The following is a 6,328-nucleotide window of genomic DNA, read 5'->3' as shown; positions in this document are numbered from 1 at the left end:
TTACTGGTGGTGGCGGCGTCGACGGTTTTCCGCACCCGGGGCAGGTCAATGAGTCCCTCAGTAAAGGCCCGCCAGGTGTGGGGGAGGAAGTGCTTGGCGTCTCCGGTGGTGTTGAGGATAGTGGTCGCGGTGCGGTCACTGACCCCGAGGATGCGGGCGGCGTCCCGGACCGCTGCACGGTCTGCCTCGGACCGGGTGACCAGGGGTTCCTGGGCATAATGCGCGGCAGTCCGTTGCCGGTAGTCAAGAAGTGCGGTGATGGTGGCTGCTTCAGCTCGCCGTGCAGCGACTTGGTGCTCCCAGGCTGCAGCGAGTTCTGGTTCCCCGGCGAGGGCTCTTAGGCGCTCGGGCATAGGAGGGGCACTGCTGGCGCTGCTGGTGGTGGAAGCTGCCATGGTGATCACCCCTGTCCTCGTGCCGGCCTTGCGGCCTGGCCTTATACCTATGCGCACAGGCCTGCGCGCACCTGTCTATTACCTGTCCATCTATCGAATCTATGTTCTATTGTTTCATGTCGCCTGCTACTTGTCGAGAGTTTTTGGGGCACTTTTAAAGACAGGAGTAGAAAGGCTGCGAAACGAAAGAGGGGACGCGCCACAAAGCGACGGTTCCCCTGCCTCAGACGTGACTCGAGCAAGATCGCGCGGCTCAGGCCTCCGGAGCCTGACCATCTCATCATTCACGCGCTGCTAGCGACGGCACTCTCCACGTCCTGGTGGTTCCTCGCGGACGAGGACCCACCTACCTTCAGACTTTGGGCATCAGCCCTGTGCGTGGTGGCGGCTCACCCCGGCGCGGACCCCGAGCCGCAACCCCTTGACGTACGCCATATCTGCCATGGACCAGCCAATACAGCCCCAGGGTCACAACGACGACGGCGGTGCAGCCGGTGTACATCACCTGATAGCCCCAGTGCTCCACCAACGGGCCGAGGAATAGTGGGGCAAAACCAAAACCAACATCCATCAGGATGAAGAAGGTGGAAATGCCGATACTGATCCGGTGCGAGGGGACCTTGAAGGTGATGGCAGCCTGCAGGGCAGGCAGCATTGAGCCGAAGCCGGCCCCAGCCAGGGCGCCAGCCAGCACCACTGCCCATTCACCCGGAGCCCAGGCCAGCAAGCCCATGGACCCCACAAAGGTGGCCAATGCCGGAAAGAGCACCGCATTGTCGCCATAGCGGTCCTGAATCCTTCCGGTGAACAAGCGGGTGGTCAGCATGCAGGCGGAGTAGACCAAGAAGAAGATACTCGCGGCGTCGAGCATCCCCAGGCTGCGCGCGTAACCATTAAGGAAGGTCATCACTGAGGCGAAGGAGATACCCAGCAGCATCCCCACCACCGCAATGGAAATCGCTCGGGGTTCCATGATGTCGGAGGGGCGCAGCCTCAGCCGTTCCCGCAGTGGAGCTCCTGAGGGTTTGATCTCCGGCACCGTGATCAGAGCGGCAAAGAGGAATGCCAGTCCGGACATGGCCGTCACTGAGAGGAACATTGCGTCAAAGCCGAAACGTTCGGTCAGCTGGATGGCCAGCAATGGGCCGATGGCTGGGGGAAGAGAATTGGCCAACAGGTAGTAGCCGGATCCCTCTCCGCGGCGAGAGCGCGGAATGATGTCGAAGACCGCTGCGGTCAGTGCGGTCTGCCCGAAGCCCAGCGCCACACCATGCAGCACGCGCAGCCCCACCAGCATCTCAAAGGAGCTCACGCCCATATAGGCGACCCCTGCCAGGGTATAGACCAGCATGCAGACCACTATGGTTCGCTTCCGGCCCAGGGTATTGACCCATTTGCCAGCTAAGAACCGGGCGAAGAGCGCACCTACCACGAACGCGCTGGCCGCGAAGCCGGCAGCGGTCTCACCAGCGGCGAACTCGCTGGCGGCATAGACTGCCATACCTGTCACTAGGGTAAAAAAGACTGTGGTGATGATCAGGTTGATCGAGGTGGCCAGCAGGAAGTTCGACGTGAACAGTCGCTCGGGCTTCGGGTCCTGCTGCTCATCACGCGAAGTATCCTGATCCACAACATTGATTCTTGCACGTTGCAACTAGTTTGGGAGTCTCATGGTCCATGCCGTGCTCTGGACGGGTCAGCGCGCCGTCCTCGTGGAGTTCGGCTCACTGGCAGAGATGATGCCCTTTCAGCTGCAATTCCAGCAGTCTCCGCTGCCGGGTCAGCGAGAAGTCGTCGCCGCGGAGCGAAGCATCATGCTGGACTTCCGTACGCGTAAAGATGCTCAAGCGGCAGTCCGGCAGATCCGGAAGCTGCGTCCGCGTGCCCAGAAACACCAACTCGCTGAAAAGCTCTCCGTTGAGGTGCTCTACGAGGGTGCAGAGCTGGACGCCGTCGCCGAAGAACTGGGCATGAGCAGGCAGGCTCTCATTGACTGGCACGTGGCAACTGACTGGATCTCAGCGTTCACCGCTGCTGAACCCGGCCTGATGCAATGCGTGCCCGGAGAGCAGCTGAATAAGCGGCGGAGCCGGAAATCAACCCCACCAGTGATCAACCCGGGCACCGAACCGCATGATCTTCCAGCCGGAGCGGTGGTGCTCGCCGGCGTGTACTCAGGCATCTGGCCGCGCGCGAACCCGGGGACCTGGCGGCAGATCGGACACCTCGCCGCCCCGCCTGCACCGCAGCAGTTTGCGGCGGTCTCCCCGGGGCTGATTCCTGCCGGGACTGCGGTGAAGTACCGCCCGGTTCAGGAGCAGGTGACGGTGCGGGGCAGCGGATCCGCGCTGAACCAGGAGGAACTCCAGCCCCGCGCTGACGCTGTCCTGGAAGTCCTCGACCCCGGCGAAGAGACCCTCATTCAGGACCTGGGCCGAATTGGCTGTGCCGGACTGGGCGTGCCACCCTCGGGGGCTCTTGACACTGCCGCGCTACGGCAGGCCAACCAGCTGGTCGGCAATGAGGACGCCGCCGCGGGTTTCGAAGTGCTCGGCGGCGGCCTGCGCCTGCTGGCCCGGCAGACGGCAGTACTCGCTGTGACTGGTGCCGAGGTGGAACTGATGGTGACCGGCACGGACAATGCGGCCCGGTCGAACATGGCCCTCCACGGCACCGGCAGCAGTGAGGGGAACGGTCCAACAAGTTCAGCGGTGGTCCGCCAGGTTCCGCAGCGGGCGCCGTTCTGGCTTTTCCCCGGTGAAGAGCTTGAGCTATCAGCGCCGAACCGTGGGCTGCGCAGCTACGTGGCCGTCTCCGGTGGTCTTGCCGTCTCAGAAACCCTGGGCAGCGCCTCTACTGACACTCATTCCGCCCTGGGGCCGGGGCCCGTCACCCAGGGTCAGAGTTTCGCCCTGGTCGGAGCCACCTCCCGCTTCGTGGGTATTGCTGATGTGTCCAGAACACCGCTGCCCTCAACGCAGGCTCCCGGCGCACCCGGCTGTGTGAGGCTTCGCTTTGTGCCAGGCCCTCGTGAGGAGCTGTTTGCCGGCACCCGCGGCCGGAATCCGGGCCTCGCAGCACTGGTGAGTCAACCCTGGAGCGTGCTGAAGGACTCATCGCGCTCGTCAGTGTTCTTGACCACAACCGATGAGGAACCAGAGGTCTCAGCTCTGCAGATCCCGGGCCACGCTGAGCGTGCCGCAGAACCAGTGCCGCGCGGGGCGGTGCTGATTACTCCGGAGGGGATGCCGGTGCTCTGCTTGGCCGACTATCCAGTGGTCAGCGAGCATCCGGTGATCGGCGTCGTCGTCCGTGAAGATCTGGGCTTGACCGGGCAGCTCTCCGCAGGGACGCAGGTTGACTTCGTAGCGGTCGATCCGACGAGCTTGATACCGATTCCCTGATCTCCTACTCGCCGGTGATCTCGTAAGCTTGGCGGGTGCAGCAGAACTCTTCAGAACCCCAGCCCAGCGATGCCGCCACGCGTTCCGGCGGTGCCGTCGCCCACCGCCCCACCTCGCTGCCCGGCAACGTGATTCGCGGTGTCCTGATTGGCATCGTCGAGACGGTTCCGGGTGTCTCGGGCGGCACTGTCGCGCTCGTCGTGGGCATCTATAAGCAGCTGATCGACTCAGCCTCAGCCCTCGTCTCCGCAGCGCGCAGCCTGATCACCGGTCCGCAGCGGCTGGCCGCGGCGCGTGAGCATCTGCACCACGTGCACTGGTCGGTGGTGCTGCCGGTGCTCATCGGAATGCCTCTGGGACTGTTCACCGCTGTGCAGTTCATCGGCGACTGGGTCGAGACCCACCCTGAGCTGACCCGAGCAGCCTTCTTCGGCATGGTGCTGGCCTCCATCGCAGTCCCGGTACGTATGGCCGGGCGGCTGAAGGGCAAACACTGGATCGCAGGGCTGGCCGCCGCGGCGCTGACCTTCTGGCTGGTGTCACTGCCGCCGAACAACATCGAGGCACACTGGTGGATCCTGCTGCCGGCCGCCGCAGTGGCAGTCTGCGCTCTGCTGCTGCCCGGGCTCTCCGGATCCTTCCTGCTGCTGACCTTCGGTTTATACAAGCCCACCATCGACGCCGCCCGCGACCTTGACCTGGCCTACCTGGGTATCTTCGCGCTGGGCATGCTGCTGGGACTGCTCAGCATCGTCAAAGTTCTCAAATGGCTGCTGGACCACCACCACACCATGACGCTGGCTGTGCTGGCCGGGGTCATGCTGGGTGCGCTGCGGACCCTGTGGCCCTGGCAGACCGAGGACCGGGTCATGCTGGCACCAGCTGAGAATCTCGGTCCAGTACTCGGCCTGGCGGCGGCTGGTTTCCTGGTCGTCCTGGTGCTGGTGGTCATCGATGCACGGATGACCGCACGCCACGACCGGGACCTCTGAGGGCTTCACCGGCTCCTCAGCTGGCGAAGCCCGGCAGCAACCAGGCCCGCGAGGCCATAATCTGCAGGCTCACCTGGCTGCCTTCGGGGAGAATCTGCTCCTCAGCCGGATCCATCACGGTGGCGTGCAGCGGCTGGGACTGCCAGTCGAGTTCGTACTCCACCCGATCGCCCATAAACACTGTGCTGGTCACCTCCGCGGTGGCCGGTCCCGGCTCGCCGGTTTCTGGGCTCAGCCGGAATGACTCCGGCCGGACCAGCAACTCCACGTGGCGGGCCGAGCCGACACCCAGATGGGTGGGCACCTGCAGACGCTGCCCCATGACGAGGACCTCAGCACGGCCCTCATCCCACTGAGTCACCTGGACGTTGAGGAAATTCGCCCGGCCCACAAAACCCGCCACAAAGTTCGACGCCGGGCGCCGGTAGATCTCAGCGGGCGTGCCCACCTGCTCCACCCGCCCGCCGTTGAGCACCACCACACGGTCACTCATCGCCATCGCCTCGGCCTGGTCATGGGTGACATAGACGGCAGTGGTGCCCAGCTGCCGCTGCAGACGACGGATATCGAGTCGCATCTGCTCGCGCAGGGCCGCATCGAGATTGGACAGCGGCTCATCAAAGAGCATCACCTCCGGCTGCATGACCATGGCCCGAGCCAGTGCGACGCGCTGTTGCTGACCACCTGAGAGCTGTGACGGGGCCCTGTCCTCATAAGCCCCCAGATGCATCAGGGCTAGAGCATCCTCCACCCGCTGCTTCATCTCACGGCCCTTCACCCCCGAGGCTTTGAGTCCATAGGCAACGTTCTCCTTCACCGTCATATGCGGGAACAGCGCATAGGACTGGAAGACCATCGAGACCGGCCGGCGGTTCGGGGGAGTCCGGGTAAGATTCTTCCCGCCCAGCAGCACCTGGCCGCTGGTGGGCTCCTCGAATCCCGCGATGGTGCGCAGGATGGTGGTCTTGCCGCAGCCGGAGGGCCCTAAGAGGGTCACGAACTCCCCGGCCCGGATGTCCAGGCTCACTTGATCCACCGCGCGCTGCCCAGAGGACCGGTCATAGACCTTCACCAGGTTCTCCAGACGCAGGTGAGTCTCATCCGCGGAGGCGGGCACCGTCGTCGTCGTCGTGGTCTGGGTCAAGACTGCACGCTCCTCATTCTTCGGGTCAGCAGGTGAATGGCCAGCATGGCGGCCAGCACAATGATCATCAGGACGGTGCAGAAGGCGAAGGCATTGCCGAAGCGGCCGCGCTCGACTTCGGCGTAGATCCGCGAGGTGAGGATCTGAGTATGCGGGGTGACCAGGAAGATGATCGCCGAGACAGAGGTCATCGCCTGGGCGAAGGCATACATCAGCCCGGTCATGAAGGCCGGGCGCACCAGCGGCAGAGTGATCCTGCGGAACGTTCCACCGGTGGACACACCCAGTGAGGCGCTGGCCTCCTCCAGGGCAGGATCGATCTGCCGCAGCGCGGCAATGCCGGTGCGCTGACCGGCTGGGGCAGACCCTGAGGCATAGGCCATGACAATGGCC

At 64.2% G+C, this 6,328-nt stretch carries 6 protein-coding genes; 2 read left to right on the top strand and 4 right to left on the bottom strand.

Features of this window, described 5'->3' with window-relative positions; genetic code table 11:
• Both TX78_RS01695 and TX78_RS01690 read right to left on the bottom strand, forming a co-directional pair.
• A partial coding sequence (locus tag TX78_RS01695; protein ID WP_158644282.1) for a hypothetical protein occupies positions 1–395 on the bottom strand: 395 nt, incomplete at its 3' end.
• A gap of 352 nt (positions 396–747) precedes the next feature.
• Positions 748–2,025 carry an MFS transporter gene (locus TX78_RS01690; RefSeq protein WP_044493028.1) on the bottom strand — a complete coding sequence of 426 codons (1,278 nt, stop codon included), beginning with the start codon at positions 2,023–2,025 and terminating at the stop codon, positions 748–750.
• 40 nt (positions 2,026–2,065) lie between these two features.
• On the opposite strand from TX78_RS01690, the gene TX78_RS01685 reads away from it, so the two are divergent.
• Together TX78_RS01685 and TX78_RS01680 are read left to right on the top strand one after the other, a co-directional pair.
• The gene (locus TX78_RS01685) at positions 2,066–3,799 is read left to right on the top strand and encodes a carboxyltransferase domain-containing protein (protein ID WP_044493026.1); all 1,734 of its coding nucleotides are present in this window, start codon (positions 2,066–2,068) and stop codon (positions 3,797–3,799) included.
• Positions 3,800–3,834: 35 nt separating this feature from the next.
• Positions 3,835–4,791 carry a DUF368 domain-containing protein gene (locus tag TX78_RS01680; protein ID WP_044493024.1) on the top strand — a complete coding sequence of 319 codons (957 nt, stop codon included), beginning with the start codon at positions 3,835–3,837 and terminating at the stop codon, positions 4,789–4,791.
• Positions 4,792–4,807: 16 nt separating this feature from the next.
• On the opposite strand, the gene TX78_RS01675 is transcribed toward TX78_RS01680, so the two are convergent.
• Together TX78_RS01675 and TX78_RS14100 are read right to left on the bottom strand one after the other, a co-directional pair.
• Positions 4,808–5,935, bottom strand: a complete 1,128-nt coding sequence (locus TX78_RS01675) for an ABC transporter ATP-binding protein (protein WP_233722117.1) — start codon at positions 5,933–5,935, stop codon at positions 4,808–4,810.
• The coding region (locus tag TX78_RS14100; protein WP_044493023.1) for an ABC transporter permease at positions 5,932–6,328 on the bottom strand (397 nt) is incomplete at its 5' end. The genes TX78_RS01675 and TX78_RS14100, both read right to left, overlap by 4 nt.

Source organism: Nesterenkonia massiliensis (assembly GCF_000455245.1).
Classification (GTDB): Bacteria; Actinomycetota; Actinomycetes; order Actinomycetales; family Micrococcaceae; genus Nesterenkonia; species Nesterenkonia rhizosphaerae.
This window is presented reverse-complemented; position numbering and strand designations above follow the sequence as displayed.

Bases quoted from the DNA above. Each gene is read 5' to 3' on its own strand.
- TX78_RS01685 (WP_044493026.1), top strand. From the start codon at position 2,066: ATGGTCCATGCCGTGCTCTGGACGGGTCAGCGCGCCGTCCTCGTGGAG.